24 protein-coding genes and 2 tRNA genes are annotated in these 26,998 nt (G+C 70.6%); 15 read left to right on the forward strand and 11 right to left on the reverse strand.

Going from position 1 to position 26,998, the window contains the following annotated elements; genetic code table 11:
* Positions 1 to 72: 72 nt before the first annotated feature.
* Positions 73 to 149: transfer RNA gene (locus B072_RS0118510), tRNA-Pro, on the reverse strand.
* A gap of 175 nt (positions 150 to 324) precedes the next feature.
* Between B072_RS0118510 and B072_RS0118515 the strand changes: the two genes are divergently transcribed.
* Positions 325 to 395 (forward strand) — tRNA-Gly (locus B072_RS0118515).
* A 78-nt stretch (positions 396 to 473) separates the two neighbouring features.
* Here the strand turns inward: B072_RS0118515 and B072_RS0118520 are convergent.
* Positions 474 to 668, reverse strand: coding sequence for a hypothetical protein (locus tag B072_RS0118520; RefSeq protein WP_026245998.1), 195 nt, complete (start codon positions 666 to 668; stop codon positions 474 to 476).
* Between the two features lie 666 nt (positions 669 to 1,334).
* Between B072_RS0118520 and B072_RS0118525 the strand changes: the two genes are divergently transcribed.
* Positions 1,335 to 2,516, forward strand: a complete 1,182-nt coding sequence (locus tag B072_RS0118525; protein ID WP_018531456.1) for an acyltransferase family protein — start codon at positions 1,335 to 1,337, stop codon at positions 2,514 to 2,516.
* Positions 2,517 to 2,537: 21 nt separating this feature from the next.
* On the opposite strand, the gene B072_RS0118530 is transcribed toward B072_RS0118525, so the two are convergent.
* Together B072_RS0118530 and B072_RS0118535 are read right to left on the reverse strand one after the other, a co-directional pair.
* Positions 2,538 to 2,975, reverse strand: coding sequence for an HD domain-containing protein (locus tag B072_RS0118530; protein ID WP_018531457.1), 438 nt, complete (start codon positions 2,973 to 2,975; stop codon positions 2,538 to 2,540).
* A 71-nt stretch (positions 2,976 to 3,046) separates the two neighbouring features.
* Positions 3,047 to 3,844: an ABC transporter ATP-binding protein gene (locus B072_RS0118535; protein ID WP_018531458.1), complete on the reverse strand. Its 798-nt coding sequence runs from the start codon at positions 3,842 to 3,844 to the stop codon at positions 3,047 to 3,049.
* Between the two features lie 229 nt (positions 3,845 to 4,073).
* Between B072_RS0118535 and B072_RS0118540 the strand changes: the two genes are divergently transcribed.
* Positions 4,074 to 5,252, forward strand: coding sequence for a cation:proton antiporter (locus tag B072_RS0118540; protein WP_018531459.1), 1,179 nt, complete (start codon positions 4,074 to 4,076; stop codon positions 5,250 to 5,252).
* A gap of 308 nt (positions 5,253 to 5,560) precedes the next feature.
* Here the strand turns inward: B072_RS0118540 and B072_RS0118545 are convergent, their stop codons facing one another.
* The gene (locus B072_RS0118545; RefSeq protein ID WP_026245999.1) at positions 5,561 to 6,733 is read right to left on the reverse strand and encodes a PP2C family protein-serine/threonine phosphatase; all 1,173 of its coding nucleotides are present in this window, start codon (positions 6,731 to 6,733) and stop codon (positions 5,561 to 5,563) included.
* A gap of 139 nt (positions 6,734 to 6,872) precedes the next feature.
* On the opposite strand from B072_RS0118545, the gene B072_RS0118550 reads away from it, so the two are divergent.
* Entirely contained in the window at positions 6,873 to 8,102 is a 1,230-nt protein-coding gene (locus B072_RS0118550; protein WP_018531461.1) for a GNAT family N-acetyltransferase, read from the forward strand.
* Positions 8,103 to 8,242: 140 nt separating this feature from the next.
* Here the strand turns inward: B072_RS0118550 and B072_RS43430 are convergent, their stop codons facing one another.
* The 3 genes from B072_RS43430 to B072_RS0118565 all read right to left on the reverse strand — a co-directional run bounded on the left by B072_RS43430 (position 8,243) and on the right by B072_RS0118565 (position 9,918).
* Positions 8,243 to 8,464 (reverse strand): superinfection immunity protein, encoded by a 222-nt coding sequence (locus B072_RS43430; protein WP_018531462.1) that lies wholly within the window; start codon positions 8,462 to 8,464, stop codon positions 8,243 to 8,245.
* Positions 8,465 to 8,485: 21 nt separating this feature from the next.
* Positions 8,486 to 9,304, reverse strand: a complete 819-nt coding sequence (locus B072_RS0118560; protein ID WP_018531463.1) for an Fpg/Nei family DNA glycosylase — start codon at positions 9,302 to 9,304, stop codon at positions 8,486 to 8,488.
* A 125-nt stretch (positions 9,305 to 9,429) separates the two neighbouring features.
* Complete coding sequence (locus B072_RS0118565; protein ID WP_018531464.1) at positions 9,430 to 9,918, reverse strand: ribose-5-phosphate isomerase; 489 nt, start codon at positions 9,916 to 9,918, stop codon at positions 9,430 to 9,432.
* A gap of 181 nt (positions 9,919 to 10,099) precedes the next feature.
* On the opposite strand from B072_RS0118565, the gene B072_RS0118570 reads away from it, so the two are divergent.
* Entirely contained in the window at positions 10,100 to 11,515 is a 1,416-nt protein-coding gene (locus B072_RS0118570; protein ID WP_018531465.1) for an amino acid permease, read from the forward strand.
* 36 nt (positions 11,516 to 11,551) lie between these two features.
* On the opposite strand, the gene B072_RS0118575 is transcribed toward B072_RS0118570, so the two are convergent.
* Complete coding sequence (locus tag B072_RS0118575; protein ID WP_078506481.1) at positions 11,552 to 13,165, reverse strand: serine/threonine-protein kinase; 1,614 nt, start codon at positions 13,163 to 13,165, stop codon at positions 11,552 to 11,554.
* Between the two features lie 186 nt (positions 13,166 to 13,351).
* Between B072_RS0118575 and B072_RS0118580 the strand changes: the two genes are divergently transcribed.
* Entirely contained in the window at positions 13,352 to 14,089 is a 738-nt protein-coding gene (locus tag B072_RS0118580) for an LPXTG cell wall anchor domain-containing protein (protein WP_018531467.1), read from the forward strand.
* Positions 14,090 to 14,133: 44 nt separating this feature from the next.
* Complete coding sequence (locus tag B072_RS0118585) at positions 14,134 to 15,474, forward strand: FAD-binding oxidoreductase (protein WP_018531468.1); 1,341 nt, start codon at positions 14,134 to 14,136, stop codon at positions 15,472 to 15,474.
* 18 nt (positions 15,475 to 15,492) lie between these two features.
* Here the strand turns inward: B072_RS0118585 and B072_RS0118590 are convergent, their stop codons facing one another.
* Entirely contained in the window at positions 15,493 to 16,089 is a 597-nt protein-coding gene (locus B072_RS0118590; protein ID WP_018531469.1) for a biotin transporter BioY, read from the reverse strand.
* A gap of 247 nt (positions 16,090 to 16,336) precedes the next feature.
* On the opposite strand from B072_RS0118590, the gene B072_RS0118595 reads away from it, so the two are divergent.
* From B072_RS0118595 to B072_RS0118615, 5 genes are all read left to right on the forward strand, one after another.
* Positions 16,337 to 17,704 carry an amino acid permease gene (locus tag B072_RS0118595; RefSeq protein WP_018531470.1) on the forward strand — a complete coding sequence of 456 codons (1,368 nt, stop codon included), beginning with the start codon at positions 16,337 to 16,339 and terminating at the stop codon, positions 17,702 to 17,704.
* 166 nt (positions 17,705 to 17,870) lie between these two features.
* Positions 17,871 to 19,292, forward strand: coding sequence for an amino acid permease (locus B072_RS0118600; protein WP_018531471.1), 1,422 nt, complete (start codon positions 17,871 to 17,873; stop codon positions 19,290 to 19,292).
* 135 nt (positions 19,293 to 19,427) lie between these two features.
* Positions 19,428 to 20,069 carry a superoxide dismutase gene (locus tag B072_RS0118605; protein WP_018531472.1) on the forward strand — a complete coding sequence of 214 codons (642 nt, stop codon included), beginning with the start codon at positions 19,428 to 19,430 and terminating at the stop codon, positions 20,067 to 20,069.
* A 131-nt stretch (positions 20,070 to 20,200) separates the two neighbouring features.
* Positions 20,201 to 20,416, forward strand: a complete 216-nt coding sequence (locus B072_RS48220) for a hypothetical protein (protein WP_158689207.1) — start codon at positions 20,201 to 20,203, stop codon at positions 20,414 to 20,416.
* 55 nt (positions 20,417 to 20,471) lie between these two features.
* A complete protein-coding gene (locus B072_RS0118615; RefSeq protein WP_018531474.1) occupies positions 20,472 to 20,681 on the forward strand; it encodes a hypothetical protein in 210 nt (69 codons plus the stop codon).
* A gap of 2 nt (positions 20,682 to 20,683) precedes the next feature.
* Here the strand turns inward: B072_RS0118615 and B072_RS0118620 are convergent, their stop codons facing one another.
* On the reverse strand, positions 20,684 to 21,325 hold the full coding sequence (locus tag B072_RS0118620) for a DsbA family protein (RefSeq protein ID WP_018531475.1): 642 nt from the start codon (positions 21,323 to 21,325) through the stop codon (positions 20,684 to 20,686).
* A gap of 167 nt (positions 21,326 to 21,492) precedes the next feature.
* Between B072_RS0118620 and pepN the strand changes: the two genes are divergently transcribed.
* The 3 genes from pepN to B072_RS0118635 all read left to right on the forward strand — a co-directional run bounded on the left by pepN (position 21,493) and on the right by B072_RS0118635 (position 26,995).
* The gene (gene pepN, locus B072_RS0118625) at positions 21,493 to 24,099 is read left to right on the forward strand and encodes an aminopeptidase N (RefSeq protein ID WP_018531476.1); all 2,607 of its coding nucleotides are present in this window, start codon (positions 21,493 to 21,495) and stop codon (positions 24,097 to 24,099) included.
* 135 nt (positions 24,100 to 24,234) lie between these two features.
* Complete coding sequence (locus B072_RS43435) at positions 24,235 to 25,560, forward strand: hypothetical protein (RefSeq protein ID WP_018531477.1); 1,326 nt, start codon at positions 24,235 to 24,237, stop codon at positions 25,558 to 25,560.
* A gap of 187 nt (positions 25,561 to 25,747) precedes the next feature.
* Positions 25,748 to 26,995, forward strand: a complete 1,248-nt coding sequence (locus B072_RS0118635; protein ID WP_051127233.1) for an AAA family ATPase — start codon at positions 25,748 to 25,750, stop codon at positions 26,993 to 26,995.
* Positions 26,996 to 26,998 lie beyond the last annotated feature (3 nt).

Below are 26,998 nucleotides of genomic sequence, written 5' to 3' on the forward strand. Positions count from 1 at the left end.
CCCGCCCACAATGCGATCTTGAAGTCGGTCCCACCGGGACCCGCGCGGGGAGCCGTGCCGCCGCGCCAACGCTGGTCGGGGTGGCGGGATTTGAACCCACGGCCTTCCGCTCCCAAAGCGGACGCGCTACCAAGCTGCGCCACACCCCGTTCGGTGCGACACGTAGGGTACATGGCCACAGGCGGCGCGGCGCCCGCATTGCGGCCGCGGCGCAGGCGGCGGCCCCTGACCGGACGGACCGTCGGTAAGGGGGTGTGCGGGCGGGGCCCATGACCCGCTACGATGCCTTTCGTGCCGCGGTCACCGAACCGGGGCGCGCGCTGTGCGGGCGTAGCTCAATGGTAGAGCCCTAGTCTTCCAAACTAGCTACGCGGGTTCGATTCCCGTCGCCCGCTCTCGACAAAGGCCTCCGGCCCGGTCCCGCTTCTCCGCGGACCGGGCCGGGGGCTTTTTCGCTTCCCCGGCCCCGGGTCTCAGAAATTGATCGCGCTGATGCTCTCCGCGACAGAGTTGAGGAAGTTGTTGATCGCTGGGGCCATTCCGGTCGATGCCAGGAAGAAGCCGAAGAGCACCGCCACGATGGCGGGCCCCGCCTTGATCGATCCACCGCGCATGAGCACCACGAGGACGATCGCCAACAACAGCACCACTGACAGCGAAATGGCCACACTGATCACACCCTAGGTCGGTCCGCTCTCCCGGCCCGGGGGGCACAGCCCCGCACACCCCCCGCCAGAACCATCGTGCCACCAACCCGGCTTCTGTATGCGGCCGGTGACGCATCGTCGGCCACGCGCGCGTGGGGGCTCGCGGGCCGCGCACCCCCGGGGCGCGGGTGCGGCGCACGTCGCGGCGGGGGCGGCGGTTGCCGAGGAGGCGCCGGCGGGGGTCGGAATTCGGCTTGATCGTTTCCATCGGGGCACATGTGGCGCACACATGCCCCTCGCATGTCGTTCCCGGTTTTCCCGCACTTTCCCCTTGTTCTGCGCACAGGGAAATCCAGGGAATTCGACGGCTCATTACCGACCTGCGGGCCGAGCGGCAAAAGGTCCATCACTGGACAATCCGACCGGGTCGATTACGGACAATATGCGCCATTTAAGCGGGATTAACCACGCCATAGGGGGCAGATCGGCAAGTTTTCGGCAGCGTCCGCACGCATGTCGACTTTCGCGAATCCGGGGTACCCGGGGGCGATAAGGAGGAATCGAGTTGAGGGTTTTACGAAATCCCACAGGCACCACTAGGGTGCCTCAGATGTTCCACACTGCCATGACCCCCGCCGGCGCAGTGCGGTCCCGGACGGTCTCCCCGAGCCCCTGGTGGGAGGACCTGTGACCAACTCGCTGTATCCACACGGTTCGCATCGTTCGCCGCTTCCCCCGGCCGCGCCGCCCCGGGACGGCGTACCGTCCCCCCACCCGCGCCCCCACCGCCCCGCGCCCGCCGCCGCACCGGCCCCCGCTCGGACTGCCGAGCCCAAGCCCAAGCAGCGGGACGCCTTCTTCGACAACGCGAAGTACCTGGCCATCGTGTTCGTCGCGATGGGCCACTCCTGGGAACCGCTCACCGACGGCAGCCGCGCCGCAGAGGCGCTGTACATGGTCGTCTACACGTTCCACATGCCGGCGTTCATCATCATCTCCGGCTACTTCTCTCGCTCGTTCGACGCGAGCCCGAAGAAGCTCATGCGGCTGATCACCGGTGTCGCCGTCCCGTACGTCCTCTTCGAGGTGGCGTACACCTTCTTCAAGCGGACGGCCGGGGGCGACCCCGACTACCCCATCAGCCTGCTCGACCCCTGGTACCTGACCTGGTTCCTCGTCGCCCTGTTCGTGTGGCGGCTGACCACGCCGATCTGGAAGATCGTGCGCTGGCCGCTGCCGCTGGCCGTCGCCATCGCCGTCCTCGCGTCGGTCTCCCCCGACATCGGTGACGACCTCGATCTGCAGCGCGTGCTGCAGTTCCTGCCGTTCTTCGTGCTCGGCCTGTGCCTGAAGCCCGAGCACTTCCAGCTGGTGCGACGCCGCGAGGTACGCATCCTCGCCGTGCCGGTCATGCTGTGCGGCCTCGCGCTCGCCTACTGGGCCGGGCCCCGGATGACGTCCGCGTGGTTCTACCACCGGGACAGCGCGCAGGAGCTGGGCGCCCCGTGGTGGGCCGGTGTCGTCATGACGCTCGCCCTGTTCGGCTGCTCGATCGTGCTCACCGCGTGCTTCTTCGCGTGGGTGCCGGGCCGCAAGATGTGGTTCACGGCGCTCGGCGCGGGGACCCTGTACGGCTACCTGCTGCACGGATTCCTGGCGAAGGGCTCCCGGTTCTGGGGCTGGTTCGACGCCGCGTGGGTCCATACGCCGTGGGGCCAGATCGTCGTCACGGTCGCCGCCGCGTCCGTCATCACCGTGCTGTGCACGCCACCGGTGCAGCGGATGTTCCGGTGGGCCATGGAGCCGAAGATGGAATGGGCGTTCCGGCGGGACGCCGCGGAGCTGGCCCGGCAGCGTCAGCGCGCCTAGGTTCCGTCCGCCGGACAGAGCCTAGGCCAGGCCGAGAAGTGCGCGCATCGTCGCGTACTTCCGGGTCAGGCGAGTGCGGGTCGGCTCGTCCAGGACCGCGAGGCGGGCCGGGTTCGCGTTGTGGGCCAGGTCCGCCTCCTTGATCAGGCGGGCGCCGGGAGTGGCGAGGATGCGGTGCGCGTACGCGCCCGGGTCCTCGCCCTTCTGTTTGGTCAGGGCCCGGATCATCGCCTTGGTCGCGTCCGTGAGCGCGGCCGTCGTCAGCCACTCCTCGGAGAGCGCCTCGTCCTCCATCGCGTCGTGCAGCCAGGCCGCGGCGATCTGCTCATCGGTGCCGCCGCGCGTGGCCACTCCGTCGGCCACGGCGTGCAGGTGCTCGGCGTAGGGGCGGCCGGCCTTGTCGGTCTGACCCTCGTGCGCCCTGCGGGCCAGGGCCTCGATCTCCGTGAGTGTGAGCATGGGGCGAGGTTATGCCCGGGGGTTTCCAGGGAGTGCGGGCCCGTCCTGGCCGACCAGGAACCCGCGGAGCGCTACGCCGCCGACCTCATGGCCGCGCGGGCCGTCAGGGTGTTCATGCGCGCGGCGATGACGTCCGCCGACACGCCTTCGAGTTGGTCGACGAGCGCGCCGTCCGCGAGGAACAGGACGCGGTCCGCGTGGGCGGCGGCCACCGGGTCGTGCGTGACCATGACGACGGTGGCACCCATCCGGTCGACGGCGGAGCGCAGCAGGCCCAGGATCTCGGCGGCCGTCGTGGTGTCGAGGGCGCCGGTCGGCTCGTCCGCGAAGATCACGTCGGGGTCGGTGACGAGCGCGCGGGCGATGGCGACGCGCTGCTGCTGACCGCCGGAGAGTTCGCCGGGGCGTCGCCTGCCCTTGTCGGCGAGGCCGACCCGGGAGAGGACGTCGGCGGCGCGGCGCCGGCTCGGGCGGTGTCCTGCGAGGCGCATCGGGAGCAGCACGTTCTGCTCGACGGTGAGCGAGGGCAGCAGGTTGAACGCCTGGAAGACGAAGCCCAGGCGGGTGCGGCGCAGCTCGGTGAGCTTGTTCTCGTTCATCCCGGTGATCTTCGTGCCGCCGAGGACGACCGTGCCGTCGGTGGGGCGGTCGAGCCCGGCCGCGCACTGCAGGAACGTCGACTTCCCGGAGCCAGAGGGCCCCATCACGGCGGTGAACGTGCCGCTGCGCAGGGCGAGTTCGACACCGCGCAGGGCGTGCACGGCGGCGCCGCCGCGGCCGTACTGACGCGACACTCCGCGCAGTTCGACGGCCCAGCCGCCGCCGTGCGGTGCCTCGTCGTGACGCTGGCGCTTGTTGCGCAGGCCCATGGTTGCCCTCTCGTCCGTGCCGGATGGCGCATTCGATAGAGCGAACGTACGGATGCGGGGGCCCCGCGGGCCATGGAGACACCTGGCCGATCCGGGGTGGGGAGAACCCCACCACGGGACTTCCGACCCGCCCTTTCAGTACTTTGGTAAGCTAAATATTGACGCTTTCTTGACGATCCCTTTACCAAGGAGGAACGGGCCCATCGGACACGCGGACACCTTGATAGCCATGGGCGGCGCCTTCCTCGCCGCCGCCGTCCTCGCCCGCCTCGGCGGACGCATCGGACTCCCCACCATCCCCCTGTTCATCCTGGCCGGGATCCTGCTCGGCCCGCACACACCCGGCATCGTGCTGGTCGCCGACCCGCACGACCTGGAGATGCTCTCCGCGCTCGGCCTGGTGCTGCTGCTCTTCTACCTCGGCCTCGAGTTCCACCTGGACGACCTCAAGGAGGGCGGCCGCAAGATGGCCGTCGCCGGAGGGACGTACCTCGCGCTGAACGTCGGCGCCGGCCTCGGTTTCGGATTCGCCCTCGGCTGGGGCACCTCCGAGGCTCTGGTCCTCGCCGGGGTGCTCGGCATCTCGTCGTCCGCGATCGTCACCAAGGTCCTCGTCGACACCGGGCGGCTCGGCAACCCGGAGACCAAGCCGATCCTCGGCATCATCGTCGTCGAGGACATCTTCCTGGCGCTGTATCTGGCGGCGCTGCAACCGATCCTGTCCGGCGCCGACTCGCTCGCGGCGGCCGTCATGGACGGCGGCAAGGCGTTCGGGTTCCTGCTGCTGCTCGCGCTCGCGGCGCGGTTCGGCACGCGGGTCGTCGGCAAGCTCTTCAACACCAAGGACGACGAGCTCCTCGTCATCTCCTTCCTCGGTGCCGCGGTGTTCGTGGCGGGCGTCTCGGAGTGGTTCGGCGTCGCGGACGCCATCGGCGCGTTCATGGTCGGCCTGATGCTCGGGTCGACCTCCTCCGGGGAGCGCATCCGCAAGCTCGTGCATCCGCTGCGGGACGCCTTCGGCGCGATCTTCTTCTTCGCGTTCGGGCTCTCGATCGATCCCGGGGACCTGCCGACCGTGGTGTGGCCGGTACTGGCCGCTGTCGCGGTGACGCTGGTGATGAACGTGCTGGCGGGGCTCGGCGCCGCGCGGGTGTACGGGTTCGGGCCCGGGCCCGCGGCCAATATCTCCACGACGCTGCTGGCCCGGGGGGAGTTCGCGTTGATCCTCGCCACGATGGCCGCCGGCGCGGGCCTCGACGAGCGGCTCTCGCCGTTCATCGCGGGGTATGTGCTGGTGCTGGCGGTGCTGGGGCCTCTGGCGGCGGGGCGGTCCGCTTGGTTGGCCCGGATTCTGCCCGGGGGGCGGTCGCCCGAGCCGGTCGAGGAGCGGGTCGGCGCCGGGGTGTGACCGGCTGCGCGCCGTAGGGGTGGATGGTGCGTCGCCGAGTGCGGGTGCGTGGGGCTTCTCGCGCCGTTCCCCGCGCCCCTGAAGCGCCGTTGCCCCGCCGGTTCGGATGTTGAGTGCCGGTCTCGTCGTGGTTGCTCGCGCCGTTCCCCGCGCCCCTGAAGGCATGCGCTGCGCGCAGCCTTCCCCTGAGCGAGCGGAGCTCGCTTCAGGGGCGCGGGGAACGGCGCGACCAGCCCACCACCCGCGGCCGCGAGACGAAGAGCGGCACGGCAGACGCTACGGCGCAAAGGGCCCAGGTCGCCGAACGATCAGGAATCCCGGCACAGAAGCAGCAGCGCCCTGTCGTCGTTCACGTCCTTGGCCACCGCCTCGATGAGGTGCCAGGCCGCGCCGTGGAAGCCGCCGGTGACGTAGCGGTCGGCCTCGCCGGTGAGGCGGTCGATGCCCTCGGCGATGTCGCGGTCGGAGGTCTCGACCAGGCCGTCCGTGAAGAGCATCAGGACGTCGCCGGGCCGCAGCGTGCCCTTCGTCGCGTCGAACTCGGCGCCGTCGTAGACCCCGAGGAGCGGGCCCTCCGCCGCCTTCTCCTCCCAGCGGCCGGTGCCCGCGCTGAGCTGGAGGCCCGGCGGGTGGCCCGCGGAGTAGAGCTCGTAGTCGCCCGATTCGAGGTCGAGGACGAGGTGGATGGAGGTCGCGAAGCCCTCGTCCCAGTCCTGGCGGAGCAGGTAGCCGTTGGCCGCGGGGAGGAAGGCGTGCGGCGGGAGGGAGCCGAGCAGGCCGCTGAAGGCTCCGGCCAGGAGCAGGGCCCTGGACGCCGCGTCCATGCCCTTGCCGGAGACGTCGGTGAGAACGACCTCGAGGGTGCGGCCGTTGTTGGTCCGGGCCGCGACCACGAAGTCGCCGGAGAACGACTGGCCGCCGGCCGGGCGCAGCGCCATCTCGCGGTGCCAGCCGGCCGGCAGCTGCGGCAGCCGGGACTGGGTGCGGATGCGCTCGCGCAGGTCGAAGAGCATCGTGCCGCCGCGCCGCCAGGGCACGCCGACGCGGCTGCGGAACTGCGCTATGAGCAGGCCGAAGAAACCGCAGGCCGCGACCGTGAGGACGGTGCCGGGAGTGACCGCGGCGGGCTGCTGCTCGTACGGGCCGAGCTGGTACGACTCCACGATCAGGGCCGCGGCCGCCGCCGCGTACAGGCCGAGCAGGCTGGCCGGGCGCAGCAGCAGGCCGCCCGCGACGATGGGCAGGACCAGGACCGCCGGGGAGCACCAGACCGGGTTGAGGATCGTGGCGCAGGCGATCAGCGGCACCATGATCAGCAGGCCGGCCAGGGCTATCCAGTCCGAGCCGTCGCCGCGGAAGTAGTCCACCCCGGATTTGCGCACGGCTGTGCGGACCCGGTGCACACGCATCTTCAACCGGGCCGGAAGCGTCTCGGCCTCCGCGCGCTGTTCGCGCCGTCGCCGTTCTCGTCGTACCGCCATTGCTCGTGGACCTTATCCATCGGGCCTGGATCTGTGCACGGGAGGTCCCACTTGTCCCCCTTTCCGGGCACGTCCGGCAAGGGGGAAGGACCGGGAAAATCGCTCGCTCCCGACTTGCCCGCGCTGATAAGCCTGGCGTATGACGACCGACCTGCGCGTGCTGAGCCGTGACGAGTGGGACCGCTGGTACGGGAGGCTGATGCTGGCCTTCGGCGGGGTGCCCGAGTCGCCGCAGGAGCAGCGGCTGTGGGACGACCTGACGGACGTCGACCGCTCGCTGGGGGTGTGGGACGGCGAGGAGTGCGTGGGCACCGCGGGCGCCTTCTCGTTCCGGGTCTCGGTGCCCGGCGGCGCGTTCGTGGACGCCGCGGGCGTGACCATGGTGAGCGTCGCGGCCACGCATCGCAGGCGCGGCCTGCTCACCTCGATGATGCGGCGCCAGCTCGACGACGTACGGGCGTGGGGCGAGCCGCTCGCGGTGCTGACCGCGTCCGAGCCCGCGATCTACGGGCGGTTCGGATACGGCATCGCCACCCGGCAGTTGAGCCTCACCATCGACTCGTCACGGGTGCGGATCGACGTCCCTGCCGGGACGGACGACGTACGGCTGCGGTACGTGGATCCGGCCGAGGCCGCCGAGCGGTGCGAGGCGGTGTATCTGCGGACCGTCGGCAGCCGGCCCGGGAATCTCGCCCGTTCGCCCGGCTGGGAGCGGCTGCCGCTGCTCGATCCGCCGGAGGACCGGGACGGCGCCTCGCCGCTGCAGTGCGTGCTCGCCGAGCGGGGCGGTGAGGTCGTCGGCTTCACCCGCTTCCGCAACAGGCCGGGCGGCGACTGGGGGGTGTCGCGCGCGCGGATCCAGGCGCGGGACGTCACGGCGCTCGATCCGGCGGCGTACGCGGCGCTGTGGCGGTTCCTGCTGGACATCGATCTGACGGAGACGGTGGAGAGCCGGAACCGTCCGGTCGACGATCCGCTGCTCTCGATGATTTCCGACGTTCGCCGGTGCGGTGTCCGGATGCGTGACTCGATGCACGTACGTCTGGTGGACATGGCGACCGCCCTCGAAGCGCGTACGTATGTCGCGCCGCTGGACGTGGTGCTGGAGGTCGAGGACGCCTTCTGCCCCTGGAACGCGGGGCGTTGGCGGCTGACCGGGGACGCGAAGGGCGCGTCCTGCGAGCGGACCACGGACGCCGCCGAACTCGCGCTGTCCGTACGGGAATTGGGTGCGGCCTATCTCGGTGACGTGTCGCTGGCCGAGCTGGCGGCGGCCGGGCGGGTGCGGGAGCTGCGGCAGGGCGCGCTGACGGAGGCGGCGGTGGCGTTCGGCTCACCGGTCGCACCGTGGCTGCAGCACGGGTTCTAGGTCGTGTCCGCAAAGTCCCTCCGTCCGCCCGGAGGGCGGGCCCTGCGGCGTCAATGGGGTCTCCCCTGCTCGGAGCCTGTCGAAGAGCTTGGGGAAGCGTGCCAGGCGTCGCCGGGCAGGAGGGACTTTGCGGACACGACCTAGGCGGTCTCGACGGCCCGTCGCTCCGTACGCGGGCGCAGGGCGAACCAGAGCGCGATGAACCAGCCGATGCCGGTGCCGCCGAGGAGGACGTTCAGGACCAGGATCATCCAGCGGTGGTCGGCCTTGCGTTTGAAGGCGATCCAGGTCGGCAGCAGGCCTATGACGAGGCAGAAGAAGGTGATGATGAGGACCTCGGTGGGCCCCAGCTGGGAGAACATGAGCGCACTGTATGTCGAAGGTCAGTGCGACGGCTGGCAGTTGGGGCACCAGAAGAGGTTGCGGGCCGCCAGTTCCGCCGTGCGGATCTCCGTGCCGCACAGGTGGCAGGGCTGCGGCGCGCGGCGGTAGACGTAGACCTCGCCGCCGTGGTCGTCGACGCGCGGCGGGCGGTTCATCGCCTCCGGGGTGTGCTCGGGGCGGACCGTGTCGATGCGGTTGTGGCGGACGCCCTCGCGCATCAGGGCCACCAAGTCGTCCCAGATCGCGGTGAATTGGCCCTCGGTGATGCTCTTCCCCGGCGTGTACGGGTCGATGCCGTGGCGGAAGAGGACCTCGGCCCGGTAGACGTTGCCGACGCCCGAGACGACCTTCTGGTCCATGAGGAGCGCGGCGATCGTGGTGCGGCTGCGGGAGACGCGGGCGTACGCCCTGGCGGGGGTGTCGGCGGGGCGCAGCGGGTCCGGGCCGAGGCGGTCGTGTATCGCCTGCTTCTCGGCGTCCGTGATCAGGGCGCAGGCGGTGGGGCCGCGCAGGTCCGAGTAGTGGGCGTCGTTCGCCAGGCGCAGGCGGACCGTGTCCGTGGGGGGCGGGGCCGGGGTCTCGCCGAGGGTGTACTTGCCGAAGAGGCCCAGGTGGATGTGGACCCAGGTGTCCTCGGCCGTGCCGAATCCGAGGAAGAGATGCTTGCCGTGGGCCTCGGTGCGGGTGAGTTCTTGGCCGGTGAGGAGGGCGGCCGCGTCGGAGAACTTGCCCTGGGGGCTGCTGACCCTGGCCTCGCGGCCGAGGAATCGGTCGGCGTGGTCCTGTGCGAGGCGGTGGATCGTGTGGCCCTCGGGCACGGCCGTCGTTCTCCTCGGGTGGGTGGGGGCTGCTGTCCTGGGGCGCTGCCCCAGACCCCGCTCCTCAAGCGCCGGAGGGGCTGGATTTCACCCGGGCGGGCTTGAGGAACGAGGAAGAGCCGGGCTCAGCCCTGCTGGGGGTGGTGGTCCGGGATCGCCGGCAGCTCGCCCGTCTCCTCGTAGCGCGACAGCATGTCGATGCGGCGCTGGTGGCGCTCCTCGTTCGAGTACGGCGTGCTCAGGAAGATCTCGACGAACTTCGTCGCCTCCTCCTCGCTGTGCATGCGGCCACCGATGGAGATCACGTTCGCGTTGTTGTGCTCACGGCCGAGCGCCGCGGTCTGCTCGCTCCAGGCGAGGGCCGCACGGACGCCCTTGACCTTGTTCGCGGCGATCTGCTCGCCGTTGCCGGAGCCGCCGATCACGATGCCGAGGGCGTCGGGGTCCGCCGCCGTCCTCTCCGCGGCGCGGAGGCAGAACGGGGGGTAGTCGTCGACGGCGTCGTAGATGTGGGGCCCGCAGTCGACGGGCTCGTGGCCGTGGGCCGTCAGCCATTCGACCAGGTGGTTCTTGAGTTCGTAGCCGGCGTGATCAGAGCCGAGATAGACGCGCATGGATCCGAGTGTGGCACGCCGCGGCCCGGGTAGTCGCTGGCGGGGCCCTGACCTCGTACGTCACAGGGCTTCACCGGCGTAACGAAGACAACAATCCGGAGTCGACTCTTCCGTATCCACCGCCCCGGCGCTTTGAATGCCAGGGCTCGCAACCCGAGTCCCCACGAACGTAAGGACGTCCATGACCGCGCAGTCATCCCTGCAGTCGTCACCTGAGACGCAAGAGACCCCGCCGGGCGGCGACGGCCTCAAGGCCGGGCTGAAGAACCGGCACCTGTCGATGATCGCCATCGGCGGTGTCATCGGCGCGGGCCTCTTCGTCGGGTCCGGTTCCGGGATCGCGGCGGCGGGGCCCGCCATCCTCGTCTCGTACGCGCTCGTCGGCGCGATGGTCGTGCTCGTGATGCGGATGCTCGGCGAGATGGCCGCCGCGCGGCCCTCGTCCGGCTCCTTCTCCGCCTACGCCGATCAGGCGCTCGGGCGCTGGGCCGGTTTCTCCATCGGCTGGCTGTACTGGTTCTTCTGGGTCGTGGTGCTCGCCGTGGAGGCGACCGCCGGGGCGACCATCCTCAACGGGTGGATACCGGCCGTGCCGCAGTGGGCCTGGGCGCTGATCGTGATGGTCGTGCTGACGGTCGTGAACCTGGCGGCCGTCGGGTCGTACGGCGAGTTCGAGTTCTGGTTCGCCGGGATCAAGGTCGTCGCCATCGCGGCGTTCGTGATCATCGGGCTGCTCGCGGTCTTCGGCGTGCTGCCGGGCTCCGACAACCCGGGCGCCGGGTTCGGGCACCTCACCGACGCGGGCGGCTTCTTCCCGAAGGGACCGGGAGCGATCCTCACCGGTGTCCTGATGGTCGTCTTCTCCTTCATGGGCAGCGAGATCGTCACCCTGGCCGCCGGTGAGTCCGAGGACCCGCAGAAGGCCGTGACCCGGGCGACCAACTCGGTGATCTGGCGGATCGGCATCTTCTACCTCGGCTCGATCTTCGTCGTGCTGACCCTGCTGCCGTGGAACGACCCGTCGATCGTCAAGGACGGCTCGTACGTCGCGGCGCTCAACTCCATCGGCATCCCGCACGCCGGTCAGGTCATGGACGTCATCGTGCTCACCGCCGTGCTGTCCTGCCTCAACTCGGGCCTGTACACCGCCTCCCGCATGGCCTTCTCGCTCGGGCAGCGCGGGGACGCGCCGAAGGCGTTCGCGAAGACCACCTCGCGCGGTGTGCCGCGGACCGCGATCCTCGGCTCCGTCGTCTTCGGGTTCCTCGCCGTCTGGTTCAACTACCAGTGGCCGGACACCGTCTTCAACTTCCTGCTGAACTCCTCCGGCGCCGTCGCCCTCTTCGTCTGGCTCGTCATCTGCTTCACGCAGCTGAAGATGCGCGGCATGATCCTGCGCGAGCAGCCGGAGAAGCTCGTCGTGAAGATGTGGCTGTTCCCGTACCTGACGTGGGCGACGATCGCGATGATCTCGTTCGTGCTCGTGTACATGCTGACCGACGACGCCGGGCGTGAGCAGGTGCTGCTGTCGCTGTTGGTGGCGGCGTTCGTGGTCGGGTTCTCGCTGGTGCGGGAGAAGGTGCAGCGGAAGCGCTGAGCACCCGCGACGGTGCCGCGGCCCGTGGACAGGCCCTCAATTGGGCCGCAGCACCGTGAACGTCTTCTTCACCTGCTCGTAGCGCTCCTTCGCCGGGCCCGCCACCTGCGGCTGGTACCAGGTCCCGATCTGGTACGACTGCGAGTCCTGCTCGAAGCCGAGCAGTTCGGCGTGCCAGCGCCTGCCGTCGAGGGTGAACAGGTACTCCCAGACGACCGCGGGGCGGCCCCGGAACGTCGTACGGTTCAGACGGATCTTCGCGTAGTCCTGGCCCTGGTGGGCGTCGCGCTCCGACTTCTGCCAGGTCGTGAAGAGGTCGTCCTTGGCGAGCGCCGACTGCGTGACCAGTTCCTGGGTGCCGTCGGGTGAGGTGTAGTGCACCTCGGACGCCGTCTTCACCGACCGCTTCCAGTCCTGGGGCGGCACCCACGCGTAGCCGACCTCGCGGCGCGACCCGGGCGGCAGTGTCTGGGCGGTCGTCGGCGGGCGTGACGTGCCCTCGACCGTCGGCGGCAGGGACGTGACCGTCGGGCTGCCGCCTCCCCCGCCCGTCTCGGGATCCTCGCCGCCCGGCAGTGTGAGCGCGAGCGCCGCCGCGATGCCGCCGGCCAGCACCGCGCCGAGGACGACCAGCGGGGCGCGGCGGCGGCGCGGGCGCGGGTCCGCCGGGGTCGGCGGGCCGAGCAGGTCGTCGCCGGAGCCGGGCTTCGCGCACTCGGTCGGGGACTCGGCGGGCGACGAGGTCTCCTGCGAGGAGACGGGCGGCGGCGGGGCCGGGCGGCGCAGTCCGATGTCCAGGGTGCGGGTCCTGGGGTGCCAGGCCGGGTCGGGGGCGGGCGGCACGAGAGTGTCCGCGATCTCGTCGAGCCCCGGCCTGTCCCGCGGCTCCTTCGCCAGGAGCCGGGTGAGCAAGGGCGTCAGCCTGCCCGCTTCCGGAGGCAGTTGCGGCTCCTCGTAGAGCACGGCGTGCAGGGTCGCGAGGGTGGTGTCCCGGCTGAACGGGGACCGGCCGCCGAGCGCCGCGCACAGCGTCGCCCCGAGGGACCACAGGTCGGACGGCGGGCCCTGCGGTTTGCCGGAGACCCGCTCGGGCGCCATGTAGTCGGGCGAGCCGACGAGCATGCCGACCACGGTGAGCGCCTTGGTGTCCTGGATGGCGGCGATGCCGAAGTCGGTGAGCATGACGCGACGCCGCCCCGACCGCTCGATCATCACGTTGCCGGGTTTGATGTCGCGGTGCAGGACGCCTCCCGCGTGCACCTGGCGCAGCGCCTGGGCCAGGCTGAGGCCGATGCCCGCGGCCTCGTCGACGCCGAGCGGGCCGTCCTCGACCAGGACCTGCTCCAGGGAGCGGCCGGCGACCAGCTCCATGACGATCCACAGCCGCTCGCCCTCGTCGACGACGTCGTAGACGCGGACCACGTTGGGATGGTCGATCCGGGCCGAGGCGCGGGCCTCGCGCAGGGTGCGCTCACGGCGGGTGCGGGCGTCCTCCGGGTCGAGGCCGTCGATGCGCATCTCCTTGACGGCGACCGGCCGGTCGAGCATCTCGTCGACCGCTCGCCACACCCGCCCCATGCCGCCCTGGCCAATGTGTTCGTCCAGGCGGTAGCGCGCGGCCACCACCAAGCCACGGACGCCTCCGCTCATATTCCCTGGCAATCGACTGCACCCCCGAAACACACGCAACACTCGAAACGCACGGAATCACAAAATCGACACTTCGCGCCGTCCCAGCATAGTGGGGAGAAATCTTGTGGTACCTCTTCAAGTACTGCGAATTCAGGCGCAGTTGCAGAAGTCACGGGGGAAACAGAAACACCTAGGGGGACGAACATGAGTTCACGGCGTCACGCCAAGATCGCCGGGTCACTGCTGACCGCGACCGTCACTGCGGTGCTGGTCCTGCCGTTCGCCGCGGTCGCGGACGACCCGCCGGGGCCGGGCAGCAGCGAGGGCGGCAAGGCCATGGACAAGGCGCCCGCGGGCGTCGAGCTGACCACGACTCTGCCCAAAAAGATCTCGGTCGACAATTCGACCGAGGAGACGAAGGATCTCGTCGCGAGCGTGCGTAATCAGGGGACCGAGGACAGCGGAAAGATCATTCTGGCCGTCGTCGGATTCGACGGACTCTCGGTGAAAGATGTAGCGGGTTGTACAGCTATTCCGAAGAACAAACTTCCGAAGGGTTCCAACAGCGGTTTCTCCTGCGCGATCGACAATCTCGCGGCCGGGAAATCGAAGTCCTACAAGGTCGCCGCGACCTTCGATCTCGACAAGACCGGCAAGATCTGCCTGCCGGTGCAGAGCGGGGACGGCAAGAAGACGTTCTGGCAGCAGGGCCCGGTGCCGTTCGGCACGACCAGCCCGTCGCCGAACGCGCCCGTGACACCGCTGCTGCTCAACACGGAGAACAAGCCGGCCACGCCCGCGGGTGACAAGGGCAAGGAAGACCTCCCCTCGACCGGCATCGGCGACGAGGTGCTGCCGCTCGGCATGGTGGGCGCGGGCCTGATCGCGGCCGGCGGGGCGGGCCTGTGGGCCTCGCGCAGGAAGCCGTCCGGGACCGGCTGAAAAGCTGCCGGAATCTGTCAGGTTATGCGGGCAGAGTGCGGGTCATGACGACACACGACGACAGTCATGACCCGCACACGCTCCGCCCGGGCGACCCCGGGTACGACGAGGAGCTGGCCGGATTCCAGACCGGGTTCACCCAGCGGCCCGACATGATCAGTGCGGCGGCCACCGCGGACGACGTGGTGGCCGCCGTGGCGTACGCGGCGGACGCGCACCTGCCGATCGGGGTCCAGGCCACCGGCCACGGCCTGCCGGACACCTCCACGGGCGGCGTCCTCATCAGTACGCGGCGGATGACCGAGGTACGTGTCGACGCCGGGGCACGCACGGTGCGCGTCGGCGCCGGAGCCACCTGGGGCGCCGTCGCGCGGGCCGCGGCCCCGCACGGCCTGGCCCCGCTGAACGGCTCGGCGCCGAGCGTCGGCGTGGTCGGGTACACGCTGGGCGGCGGACTCGGCATCCTGGCACGGGAGTTCGGTTACACCGCCGACCATGTGCGCGCCCTGGACGTGGTGACCGCGGACGCCGTCCCGCGCCACGTCACCGCCGACAGCGACCCCGAACTGTTCTGGGGCCTGCTGGGCGGCGGCGCCAATCTCGGGGTGGTGACGTCCCTGGAGGTCGGCCTGGTCCCGGTGACCCGGCTGTACGGGGGCTCGCTCGCCTTCGACGGGCGGGAGACGGACGTGGCGGGGATCGTCGCCGCGTACACGGACTGGACGTCCACCGTCCCGTCCACGCTGACCTCGTCGCTCGCCGCGCTCGTCCACCCGGACGTCCCGGCGATGCCGCCGCACCTGCGCGGGCGGTACCTGGTCTCGGTGCGGATCGCGTTCACGGGGACGGCGCAGGAGGGCGCGCGCCTGGTCGCGCCGCTGCGCGCCGCGCTCGGGGAGCCCGTCACGGACACCGTGCGCGAGATGCCGTACGGCGACAGCCCCACCATCCACGCCGACCCGGACTTCCCGCACCCCTACTACGGGGACAGCGTGTTCCTGGACCACGCGGACGCGGCGGGGATCGGTGAGCTGTTCACGCTCTCCGGGCCCGCCGCCGACGGGATGCACGTCGTGCAGCTCAACCACCTGGGCGGCGCGCTGTCGCGGCCCGCGCCGAACGCGGTGCCGTACCGGTCGGCGGGCTGGCTGGTGCGGATCCTGTCGCCGCTCGGGGAGGGTGGCCGGGAGGCGGCGCGGGCGCATCACGCGCGGGCGTTCGCGGCGGTCGCGGACCACACCGTCGGGCGGTCGCTCAACTTCGCCTTCGGCGGCGGCGACCGTACGGAAGGGCTCCACGACCCGGACACACGAAAGAGGCTCGCCGATCTGAAGGCCGCGTACGACCCGGCGAACCTCTTCCGGAGGAACTACAACCTGCGGTAGCCGCTTACTTGTAGCCGCTTACTTGTTGGCGAACTTCCAGGCGGTGGGCAGCGCGCCCATCGCGAGCGCCGCCTTCAGCACGTCACCGAGCAGGAACGGGGTCAGGCCCGCGGCGATCGCGGCGCTCAGGCCCATGCCGGTGGAGAGCGCCAGGTACGGGACGCCGACCGCGTAGACGATGGCCTCGCCGAGCAGGAACGTGCCCGCGGTGCGCAGGACCGAGCGGTCCGCGCCGCGGCGGGCCAGCGCGCCGACGGCCGCGGCGGCCAGCATCAGGCCGATGACGTAGCCGAACGACGCCATGGCGTAGCCCGAGCCGCCCCCGGCGAACCACGGCACACCGGCCATGCCCGCGAGCGCGTACAGCGCGAGCGAGAGGAAGCCGCGGCGGGTGCCGAGCGCGGTGCCGACGAGCAGCGCGGCGAAGGTCTGTCCGGTGACCGGCACCGGCGAGCCCGGGACGGGGATCGCGATCTGCGCGGCGATGCCGGTGAGGGCGGCGCCGCCGATGACCAGCGCCGCGTTCCGCGCGACGGCGGCGGACCCGGTGCGGGAGGCGGGGAGGAGGTCGGCCAGGACCTTGCCCGGACGGGCGACTGCAGCGGCGGTGCTCATGGGGACTCCGCAAGTGTTCGTGGGCGGGCAGGGTGGGACTCCGTGACGCTATCCCAGGGGAGTTGAGCCGATCACGGTCACCGATCGACAAAGGCTTGAGCTCCGTGTTGGTGGGCTCTGCACAAAGAACCGCATGTACACCACATACGGGGTGACGCTCGTCACTGGGACGAGTCCGTTTTGCGCGGGAGGACGCCCGAAAGCGAGACTGTAGGTTCCCGCCAATGCCCAGATCGGCTGAACCCTCATGCACGACGACGTGACCCCCGAACCGCTCGCCGGGGGCCTCAAGCAGCGCCACCTGACCATGCTCGGCCTGGGCGGTGTCATCGGCGCCGGGCTCTTCGTCGGTTCGGGCGCCGGGATCCAGGTCGCGGGCCCCGGCATCGTCCTCTCCTATCTGATCGCGGGCGCCATCGCGATGTGCGTGATGCGGATGCTCGGCGAGATGTCGGCGGCGATGCCCGCGTCCGGCTCGTTCTCGGTGCACGCGGAGCGGGCGCTCGGCCGCTGGGCCGGGTTCAGCGCGGGCTGGCTGTACTGGTTCATGCTCGTGGTCGTGCTCGCCGTGGAGGCGACGGGCGCGGCGCAGATCGCCAACGGCTGGGTGCCGGGTGTCCCCCAGTGGGCCTGGGTGCTCCTCTTCATGGTGGTGTTCACCGGGGCGAACCTGGCGGCGGTGAAGAACTTCGGCGAGTTCGAGTTCTGGTTCGCGACGCTCAAGGTCTTCGCGATCATCGCGTTCCTGGTGCTCGGCACGCTCGCGATCTTCGGCGTCCTGCCCGACACCGACCCCGTGGGCCTCACCAACCTCACCGGGCACGGCGGATTCCTGCCCCACGGCTGGCAGGGCGTGGTCTCCGGCGTGCTCGCGGTGGTCTTCGCGTTCGGCGGCCTGGAGGTCGTCACCATCGCGGCCGCCGAGTCCGACGACCCGGTGCGCTCGGTGGCGCGGGCGGTGCGCAGCGCGGTCTTCCGGATCCTGTTCTTCTACGTCGGTTCGATGCTGGTCATCGTCACGGTCCTGCCCTGGACGGAGCAGAAGGCGGGCATCAGCCCGTACGTCACCGTGCTGGACTCGATCGGCATCCCGTCGGCCGGCCAGATCATGAACATCGTCGTCTTCGTGGCGCTGCTCTCCGCGCTCAACGCCAACCTCTACGGCTCGTCCCGCATGGTCTTCTCGCTGGCCGAGCGCGGTGAGGCGCCGAAGGCGCTGCTGAAGGTGAGCGGGGGTGGCGTGCCGCGCCGGGCGGTCCTGGCGTCGGTGGCCTTCGGCTTCGTCTCCGTCCTGCTCAATCTGAAGTGGCCGGACAGCGTCTTCCTCTACATGCTCAACTCGGTCGGCGCGGTGCTGCTGTTCGTGTGGGCGCTGATCGCGCTGTCGCAGCTCAGGCTGCGGCGCCGGATCGAGGCCGAGACGCCCGAGCGGCTCGTCCTGAAGATGTGGGCGTTCCCGTGGCTGACCTGGGCGGCGCTCGTGGCCATGGCGGCGGTCTTCGTCCTGATGCTGACCGACGACACGGCGCGGCCGCAGCTGCTGTGGTCGACGGGGGCGACGCTCGCGGTGCTCGCGGTCGCGGGTGTGCGGGAGTTGCGCGCACGGCGTGTCTGATCGTTCACGCAACGTCGACACCGGCATCGCCGAGTGTGAGCGTCGTGTCCGTATAGCGGAAACGTATTCCCTGTGAACGGTGTGCGTGCCCAGACTGTGGCCGCTTTACGCGCTCATTACATGGGCGCACCCGCACCCCGTCTCAGCTACTGAACAGGGCACTTCCATGTCTCGGACGTCCGCGCAGCAGCCGGTCGACGCCTCGGCGTCGACGGGTGGGCCCGACCAGCCGGTGGACACCTCGTCACTGTCGCACGGCCTCAAGCAGCGCCATCTCTCCATGATCGCGCTCGGCGGCGTGATCGGCGCCGGGCTCTTCGTGGGCTCCGGCACCGCGATCGCCGCGGCAGGTCCTTCGATCATCCTCGCCTACGCGATATCGGGCGCCCTCGTGATGCTCGTGATGCGCATGCTGGGCGAGATGGCGGCCGCGTATCCCGCCTCCGGCTCCTTCTCGGTGCACTCCGAGCGGGCCATCGGTCCGTGGGCCGGGTTCACGGCGGGCTGGGCGTTCTGGTTCCTGCTGTGTGTGGCGGTGGGTCTGGAGGGCATCGGCGCGGCGGGCATCGTGCACGCGTGGGTGCCGGGCGTTCCCGAGTGGGCCTGGGTCGCCCTGTTCATGCTGCTGTTCACGGGCACGAACCTGTCGGCGGTGAAGAACTTCGGCGAGTTCGAGTTCTGGTTCGCGACGCTGAAGGTCGGCGCGATCGTGCTCTTCCTCGTCATCGGCGTGCTGGCGATCCTCGGCGTCCTGCCCGATGTCGACGCGCCCGGCATGTCGAACCTCACCGGCCACGGCGGCTTCATGCCCAACGGCACGGAGGGGCTGATCGTCGGCCTGTTGGCCTCGGTCTTCGCGTACGGCGGTCTGGAGACCGTGACGATCGCGGCGGCCGAGTCGGAGCACCCGGTGCAGGGTGTCGCCAAGGCGGTCCGTACGGCGATGTGGCGCATCGCGCTGTTCTACGTCGGCTCGATGGCCGTCGTCGTGGTGCTGCTGCCGTGGACGGCGAAGGAGATCCCGACCAAGGGCCCGTACGTCGCCACGCTCGACCACCTGGGCATCCCCGGCGCCGGCCAGATCATGAACGTGGTCGTCCTCGTCGCCCTGCTCTCCGCCATGAACGCCAACATCTACGGCGCCTCGCGCATGGCCACCTCGCTGGTCTCCCGCGGCATGGGCCCGAAGACGATCGGCAAGACCTACGGCGGCGTGCCGCGTCTCGCCGTCACGCTCTCCGCGGTCTTCGGCTTCGTGTGCGTGCTGCTCAGCTACTGGCGTCCCGACGACGTCTTCGCCTGGCTGCTCAACACCATCGGCGCGATCATCCTCGTCGTCTGGTTCTTCATCGCCTTCTCGCAGCTGACCCTGCGCCGCAAGCTGGAGCGCGAGGCGCCGGAGAAGCTCGTCGTGAAGATGTGGGCGTACCCGTACCTGACGGTCGTGGCGCTCGTCGGCATGGTCGCGATCTTCGTCCTGATGGCCCGTGAGCACGACACCCGCGTGCAGCTGTACTACACGGGCGGTCTGACGGTCGTCCTCGCGATCGTCGGTTACGTGCGGCAGAAGGCGGCCGCGAAGAAGTAGCACTCCCCACTCCCCCACTTCGCAGGACCCCCGGGCCACTCGGCCCGGGGGTCCTTCTCGTTGCACGCGGCACTCTTGCTGTTAGCCTGCAGTTGCGAATAACTTGCAATAAGCAGTCGGAGGGCACGGAGAGACATGGCCACGTACACGCTTCCTGAGCTTCCGTACGACTACGCGGCGCTGGAACCCGTCATCAACCCGCAGATCATCGAGCTGCACCACGACAAGCACCACGCGGCGTACGTCAAGGGCGCGAACGACACCCTGGAGCAGCTGGCGGAGGCCCGTGACAAGGAGCAGTGGGGCTCCATCAACGGGCTGGAGAAGAACCTCGCCTTCCACCTCTCCGGCCACATCCTGCACAGCATCTACTGGCACAACATGACCGGTGACGGTGGCGGCGAGCCGGTGGCCGCCGACGGGGTGGGCGATCTGGCCGACGCGATCGCCGAGTCCTTCGGGTCGTTCGCCGGGTTCAAGGCGCAGCTGACGAAGGCCGCGGCGACGACGCAGGGTTCCGGCTGGGGCGTGCTCGCCTACGAGCCGGTGAGCGGCCGCCTCATCGTCGAGCAGATCTACGACCACCAGGGCAACGTGGGCCAGGGCTCGACCCCGATCCTCGTCTTCGACGCCTGGGAGCACGCCTTCTACCTGCAGTACAAGAACCAGAAGGTCGACTTCATCGAGGCCATGTGGGCCGTCGTCAACTGGCAGGACGTGGCGAAGCGTTACGCGGCCGCGAAGGAGCGCGCGTACAACTTGCTGCTGGTCCCGTGATGCCGTGAAGCGTCCCGCCTCGTGATCGTCTTCTCAACCTTCATGCGGCGGGCGGAAAAAGGACGGACCCCCGTGCGGACGTGACGCACGGGGGTCTGTCGGTATGCGAGGTTCCGGGGGACCGTGTGGGGATGCCAAAGTCGATAAATCTCCCCTGCCCGACGTGTCTGCCGCACCGCTCCCAGCCCCACAAGCCCCTGACCAAGGAGCAGAAGGACTGGATGCGCCAGAACACGGACGTGAAGTACACGGACGACTGGTGGAAGTGCGCCGTGACCGGCTGCCTCACCGCCCGGTCCTACACCAACGAGGGAAAGCGCGTGCAGTTCCCCCCGGACATCGCCTGACGGCCCGGGCCTATTCTCCCGGAACGAGCGGCGATACACCGAAAAGAGGCCTCAGATGGTGTCCAAGGTCTGCACGGAGTGCGACGGCACGATGCAGGAGTTCGAGAACCTCACGCCCGAGCAGCAGGATCACGTCCTGAAGCACAAGCCGAAGTACACCCGTCTGCGGTCCTACCTCCACTGCACGAGTCCGGACTGCCTGCGGTACCAGCTCAGGGGTAACAAGAAAATCGGCGGATCGTTCCCCCCGCCCGAGGACGACTGACCTCAGTCGAAGATCGGCCCCTGCGTGCGCGTGCGCTTGATCTCGTAGAAGCCCGGGACCGAGGCGACGAGCAGGGTGCCGTCCCAGAGTTTGGCGGCCTCTTCGCCCTTGGGGGCCGGGGTGACGACCGGGCCGAAGAAGGCGATCTGGTTGCCGTCGGCGCCGGGGACCGCGATGACCGGGGTGCCGACGTCCTGGCCGACCTTGTCGATGCCCTCCTTGTGGGAGGCGCGCAGTTCGGCCTCGTACGGCGTCTTGTCCCAGTGGTCGAGGAGTGCGGCGGGCAGGCCGACCTCTTCGAGGGCGCCGGCGACGGCCTCCTTCGTGGGGCCCTCGCCGCGGTTGTGGATCCGGGTGCCGAGCGCCGTGTACAGGTCACCGAGGACCTCCGCGCCGTGCTCCTCCTGCGCGGCGATGACGACGCGGACCGGGCCCCAGGCCTGGGTGCGCATCATCTCCTGGTACTGCTCGGGCAGCTCGTCCAGGCGCGGCTCGTTCAGGACCGCGAGGCTCATCAGATGCCAGCGGACCTGGATGTCGCGCACCTTCTCGACCTCCAGGACCCAGCGCGACGTCATCCACGCCCAGGGGCACAGGGGGTCGAACCAGAAGTCGACAGGGGTCTTCTCAGCCGTGGTGGACATGGCTCTCCTCGTAAGTCACCGTGACATCGCTGATGTGCCTCTTGCCTGCGGCAACGCGACGGCGGGCGCCGGCATTCCCGTGCGAGGATCGTAGGCGGATCGCAGGCACCACCCGCCTGCGGAACAGTCCACGAGGACGCCGCATACGTCACGAAGGAGTGCCGCCCGTGCCCGGTGAGAATCTGTCCCGCGACGAGGCCCGCGAGCGGGCGGGTCTGCTGTCCGTCGACGGGTACGAGGTCGCGCTCGACCTGCGCTCAGCGGTCGGCGAGGCCGGCGGCGAGGGGCCGCGCACCTTCCGCTCGGTGACCACGATCCGGTTCCGGGCGAACGAGCCGGGCGCGGGGACGTTCGTCGATCTCATCGCCCCGTCCGTCACCGCCGTGTCGCTCAACGGCGAGGACCTCGACCCGGCGGCCGTGTTCGACGGCAGCCGCATCCAGCTGGAGAACCTGGCCGAGGACAACGAGCTGGTCGTCGACGCCCAGTGCGCTTACTCGCGCACCGGTGAGGGCATGCACCGCTTCGTCGACCCCGAGGACGGCGAGGTCTACCTCTACACGCAGTACGAGCCCGCCGACGCGCGGCGCGTCTTCGCCAACTTCGAGCAGCCCGACCTGAAGGCGCCCTACCGGTTCAGCGCGCAGGCCCCCGAGGGGTGGACGGTCTGGTCGAACGGGGCCGGTGAACTCGTCGACGGTGTCTGGCAGTTCGCGGAGACCAAGCCGATCTCGACGTACATCACGGCGGTCGTCGCCGGCCCGTACCACTATGTGACCGACTCCTACGAGCGCGCCTTCGACGACGGCTCCAAGCTGGTCATCCCGCTGGGCGCCATGTGCCGCAAGGGTCTCGCCCCGTACTTCGACGCCGACGACATCTTCGAGGTCACCAAGCAGGGCCTCGACTTCTTCCACGAGAACTTCGACTACCCGTACCCCTTCGGGAAGTACGACCAGGCGTTCGTGCCCGAGTACAACCTCGGCGCGATGGAGAACCCGGGGATGGTGACCTTCCGCGAGGAGTTCATCTTCCGGGGCAAGGTGACCACCGCGTCGTACGAGCGGCGCGCGAACGTGATCCTGCACGAGATGGCCCACATGTGGTTCGGCGACCTCGTCACCATGCAGTGGTGGGACGACCTGTGGCTGAAGGAGTCCTTCGCGGACTTCATGGGCTCGTTCTCGATGGTCGAGGCGACACGGTTCCAGAACGGCTGGATCACCTTCGCCAACAACCGCAAGGCGTGGGCGTACCGGGCGGACCAGCTGCCGAGCACGCACCCGATCACGGCCGACATCCGTGACCTGGAGGACGCCAAGCTCAACTTCGACGGGATCACGTACGCGAAGGGCGCTTCCGTGCTGAAGCAGCTCGTCGCGTACGTGGGGCGCGACGCGTTCCTGGAGGGTGCGCGCCGGTACTTCAAGCGGCACGCGTACGGGAACACGCGGCTCGGCGATCTGCTGTCCGTGCTTGAGGAGACCAGCGGGCGCGACATGGCGACCTGGTCGCGGGCCTGGTTGCAGACGGCCGGGGTCAACTCCCTCACGCCGCAGGTCACTTCGAGCGGCGAAGGGAAGATCGTCGAGCTGGCCGTGGTGCAGGAGGCCGCCGCGTCGGCTGATTCTGATGCTGCGGCTCCGCCGCGTGGCGAGCTGCGGCCGCACCGGGTGGCGGTCGGCCTGTACCGGCGCACGCCCGAAGGGGCCCTGGAGCGGTACGCGCGGGCCGAGGCCGACGTGGCCGGGCCGCGCACCGTGATCGAGGAGCTGGCCGGGGCCGAGGCGCCCGAGCTGGTCCTGGTCAACGACGACGACCTCACGTACTGCAAGATCCGCTTCGACGCGGAGTCGCTGGCCACGCTGCGGGAGCGGCTCGGCGACATCACCGACCCGCTGGCCCGGGCGCTGTGCTGGTCCGCGCTGTGGAACCTGACGCGGGACGCGCTCATGCCCGCGCGGGACTTCGTCGACCTCGTGCTGCGGTTCGCGGGGCGCGAGTCCGACATCGGCGTGCTGCAGATGCTGCACGCGTGGGCGCGTTCGGCGCTGGTGCACTACGTCGCTCCCGGGTGGCGCGAGGAGGGCGGGCGGCTGCTCGCCGAGGGCGCCCTGAAGGAACTGCGGCTCGCCGAGCCGGGCAGCCAGCACCAGCTGACGTGGGCCCGGTTCTTCGCTTCGGTCGCCTCCAGCGCCGCCGATCTGCAGCTGCTGCAGGGGCTGCTGGCCGGCAACGCGAAGATCGACGGCCTGGAGGTCGACCAGGAGCTGCGCTGGGCGTTCCTGGAGACGCTGGCGTCGAACGGGGTCGCCGACGAGGCCGCGCTGGCCGCCGAGCTGGCGCGGGACGACACCGCGTCCGGCAAGCGGCACCAGGTGCGCTGCCTGGCCTCCCGTCCGTCGGAGGCCGTGAAGGCGCAGGCCTGGGCGCAGGTCGTGGAGTCGGACGCGCTGAGCAACGCGCTGGTGGAGGCGACGATCGCCGGGTTCCAGCAGTCGTCGCAGCGGGAGCTGACCGCGCCGTACGCGGAGAAGTACTTCGCGGCGATCGAGCGGGTGTGGGGCGAGCGGTCCATCCAGATCGGGATGGACGTGGTGCGGGGGCTGTTCCCCGGGCTGCAGGACTCGCAGGCGACGCTGGACGCGACGGACGCGTGGCTCTCCGGGCACGAGCAGGCGGCTCCGGCGCTGCGGCGGCTGGTGCTGGAGGCCCGGGACGATCTGGCCCGGGGGCTTCGGGCGCAGGACTGTGACGGAGCCACGGCCAACTGAGGCTCGCCGTAACGGTGTTGGGGCGGGCGACCGAAAGATCGCTCGCCCCGCGCCGGAGGTCGTGGTTATGATGACCGCGATGATGAACTTCTCCTTGTATGGATTGGGGGACTCGTTCGCACAAGGTGAGTGCTGATGGCACTTCACTTCGCGAACGGGATTCCGACCCGCCTTTCGATGTGGCAGCGCGTGCGTGCGTACGCCGTGCCACCGTCCATGATCGAGACCTGCACCGTGCGGCGTGCCGCCGGTGACTGGGCCGGGGCCTGTGCCGCCGCCCGTATCGATGTCGATCTCGATCTGCGCGCCGTGCGCCGTCGCCACGGCATCTTCCTTGCCGACCGTGTCCGTGCGGATCTGCGCCGTCTCGCGCCCGATCTGCTGCGCTGGCACATGCCCCGCGTCGCCCCCGACGGGCGGCTGCGGCCCGGTCTGACCGTCTCCCTCGCCCGGTACGGGCCCCTGCGCCTCGTGGTGCGGACGCCGCCCGAGCGGGCCGGTGGCGGGCAGCGGATGTCCCTGTCCCTGTGGGAGGGGCCCGGGAGCGGTCCGCCGCCCGACCACCATCCCCATCCGTATCCCGAGCGGCGGTTCCGGCTCGATCTGCACCGGCATCTGTGGGACGCCGGACGCAGCGGCGAGCTGGCGGCGCGCGCCGTGGCCGGGTGGGCCGCCGAGGCGGAGCTGCTGCTGCGGGCCGAAGGGGCGGGTCCGCGCGGCGCGTTCACCGTGCGGTTCGCCGCGCGCGAGCGGGCCGTCCTCGAACTCGTCGCCCCGGACGACAGCCATGCCCCGACCTGCCGTCCGCTGCGGGAGCTGCCCGCGCCCCAGGTGGTCGCGGCGCTGCCGGTGTTGCCGGACGCGGCGGTCAGGAAGCTGCCGGACCTGGAGCTGCTGCGGGCCGGGCTGATCACGCCCGGGCAGCTGCACCCGCTGGTCGCAGCAGCCCTGGCCGGTCTCGGCGCGGCACCGCAGGCCGGTCCGCCCGTGCCCGGGCCCGGTGATCCGCATCGGGTCGAGTGCCGGGGCGAGGTCCACCGGATCGCGCTGCGGGACGGGGTGCTGACGGCCGTCGACCACGATCCGGACCAACTGCGCCGCGAGGAGCTGCTGGTGGCGCTCGGCGGTCCCGGGCTGCCGTGTCTGCGGGCCATCGACGCGGTGCACCGCAGTCCCGAGGCGCTGCCCGCCGTGCGCGAGCGGCTTCTGCACGGGGACGCGGTCGGGGCGCTGGCCGTGGTCGAGGGGCTGCTCGGGGCCGGGGCGGTGCTCCGTGCCGGGCCGCTCAAGGACGAGCTGGAATCGGCCGCGGCTCGTCGGGTCGGGCACGGGCTGTTCCGGGCGGGGCTCGATGCCGTGCCGGGCGGCGGCCCGTCCCGCCGGCCGTTCGATGCGCCCCGGCCGGTACGCCCCCGTCTCTCCGCCGGTGGGGGCTGGTCGCGCAGTTCCCCGCGCCCCTGAAAGATCCGCGTCTGCCCCGACCTGTTTCGTCGCGACCTGACGGCCGGTGATCCTGCCCCGCGCAGTTCCCCGCGCCCCTGAAGCATGCGCTGCGCGCAGCTTCCCCGATCAGATGCCGCACGAAGTGCGCGACTCAGGGGCACGGACACCTCCTTCACCCCTCCCTACTCCACCCAAGGTGATGACCATGACTTCTCGCACTCTTCCGTCCACCTCTCAACTCTCCGTCGCCGAGGACCTGTTGGGTCTGCTGCGGAACACCTCCTCCGAGCCGCGCCCCGACGAACAACTCGAAGCGCTCACCCTCGCCGTCGCCGCCGATCTGCCGGTGCTGCTGTGGGGCGAACCGGGGATCGGCAAGACCGCCGTGCTGACGCGGCTCGCGGAGTCGCTCGGGCTGCCGTTGACCACCGTGATCGCCAGCGTCCATGAACCGTCCGACTTCTCCGGGCTGCCCATCGTGGGCGAGGACCCCGCCACCCAGGGGGTGCCGATGGCTCCGCCGCAGTGGGCGGTCGAGCTGGTGCAGGCCGGGCGGGGGCTGCTGTTCCTCGACGAGCTGTCGACCGCGACCCCGGCCGTGCAGGCCGCGCTGCTGCGGGTCGTGCTGGAGCGCAGGGTCGGCGCGCTCCAACTGCCGCCCGGCGTGAGGATCGTGGCCGCCGCCAATCCGCGGGCGTCGGCGGCGGACGGGTGGGAGCTGAGCCCGCCGCTGGCCAACCGGTTCGTGCACCTGCAATGGGTGCACGACCGGGACGTGGTGGTGCGCGGGCTCGGCGGCGTCTGGCCCCGGGCCGAACTCCCGTGCCTCGTACCGGAGTCGCTGCCGGAGGCGGTGGCGTTCGCGCGGCGTGCGGTGTGCGGGTTCCTGGAGGCGAGGCCGACGCTGATCCACCGGCTGCCCACCAGCGAGACGCGGCGCGGGGGCGCCTGGCCTTCGCCGCGCAGCTGGGAGACCGCGCTGACGCTGCTGGCCTTCGCGACGGCGGCGTCCGTCTCCCGAGAGGTGCTCGCGCTGCTGGTACGCGGCGCCGTGGGCGACGGACCCGGGCTCGAACTCCTCGCCCATCTGGACCGGTTGGACCTGCCGGACCCGGAGTCGCTCCTCGCCGATCCGGCCGCCGCCGAGCTGCCGGTCCGCGGCGACCTGCGGCAGGCCGCCCTGGAGGGAGTGATCGCCGCCGTCGGGTCGCGGCCCGAGCGGGAGCGCTGGGAGGCCGCCTGGGCCGTACTCGTCCGCGCCCTGGAGACCGGCGCCCCGGACCTGCTGGTCGCCCCCGCGTCGGCGCTGGCCGGGCTGCGCCGCGACGACTGGGAGGTGCCGGCCGCGGTGGAACGCCTGGCCGGGGTCGTCGGGATCGCCGGACGCGCCGAGCGGTCCGTGACGCGGGCCGAGCGGGCGATGGCGCGCGCCGAGGCGCGGGTGGGCCGATGACGG

The organism is Streptomyces sp. HmicA12 (assembly GCF_000373565.1).
GTDB lineage: Bacteria > Actinomycetota > Actinomycetes > Streptomycetales > Streptomycetaceae > Streptomyces.